Source organism: Paucibacter sp. XJ19-41 (genome assembly GCF_028462495.1).
Taxonomy (GTDB): domain Bacteria; phylum Pseudomonadota; class Gammaproteobacteria; order Burkholderiales; family Burkholderiaceae_C; genus Roseateles_E.
The window spans coordinates 1-1,050 of sequence record NZ_JAQOWX010000192.1; the positions used below are offsets into that span (position 1 = coordinate 1).

General features: G+C 73.2%; 2 protein-coding genes. Both read right to left on the reverse strand.

Annotated elements, in window-relative coordinates; genetic code table 11:
- Nucleotides 1-207 (reverse strand): hypothetical protein (locus tag PO768_RS27430; protein WP_272648587.1); only part of this gene is annotated, 207 nt, incomplete at its 3' end.
- A 69-nt stretch (nucleotides 208-276) separates the two neighbouring features.
- A partial coding sequence (locus PO768_RS27435; RefSeq protein ID WP_272648588.1) for a FecR family protein occupies nucleotides 277-1,050 on the reverse strand: 774 nt, incomplete at its 5' end.

A 1,050-nucleotide genomic window follows, 5' to 3' on the forward strand; every position in this document is an offset into this window, starting at 1 on the left:
ACCGGCCAGCAGCGCCGGCTCGGCCAGCAGCTGCAGCTGGGCGTTGCGCGCCAGGGCCTGCAGGCTGGTGGCCAGGGGCTGGGCCGGCAGGGCCAGTTGCAGCGCGCTGGTCGGCGTCGCGCCCTGTTGCGCCAGCACCGGCGCGGCCATCAAGGGGCAGGCCAGGACCGCAGCGGCGGTGACAAGTTTGAGTCGGTGTTGTTTCATGCAAGGAGCTCCGGATTCAAGGGCATCCCTTTCTGAAACGAAGCAGTCGCAGCGATCCCTCAGGTTTTTTTACTCACCCCGCATACTCAATCGCCAGGCCGCCGCCTGCTGCTGCAAGACCAGCTCGTGGCTGGCCGGCAGCAGGCGCAGCCATTCCTGCACATGGGCCAGGTGCACGCGGGCGCTGACCCGCTGGCGCCCGGCGGCGGGGGTCCAGACCAGCGGACGCGGCAGATAGCGCGCCAGCTGGGGCAGCACCTCGGCCAGCGGCGCGGCATCGAACACCAACCAGCCGCTGCGCCAGGGCGCTACCGCCTCGCGTGCCACCGCCTCGAGCTCGGCCCCGGCCAGGCCGGACTCCGCATCCAGCCGCAGGCGCTGGCCGCCGAGCAACTCACGCTGCCGGCCCTGGGCATCGCTGACCCTGACCCGGCCATGCTCGACCGCTACCGCCAGGCGCCGGCCGTCGTAATCCACTGCGAAGGCCGTGCCCAGCACCCGCACACTGCAGGCCCCGACCTGCACGACAAAGGGTCGGTCCGCATCGGGACGCACCGCGAAGTAGGCCGCGCCACGCAGCAGGCGGGCCTGGCGCAGCCCCGCGTGCCAGCGCCATTGCAGCTCGCTGTCGGCGTCCAGATGCAGGCGGCTGCCATCGGGCAGGCGCTGCTCCAGCAGCTGGCCGCGCCGGCTGGCCAGCCGCTGCTCCGCCAGCACCGAGCCGGCCGCCGAAAGCAGCTCGCCGTCGCCGAGCTCGCGTCGCCGCCACACCAAGGAGCCGACCAGGGCGCAGCCGCCGACACCCAGCAAGGCCGACAGGGCCTGGCGGCGGGGGGGCGGGGG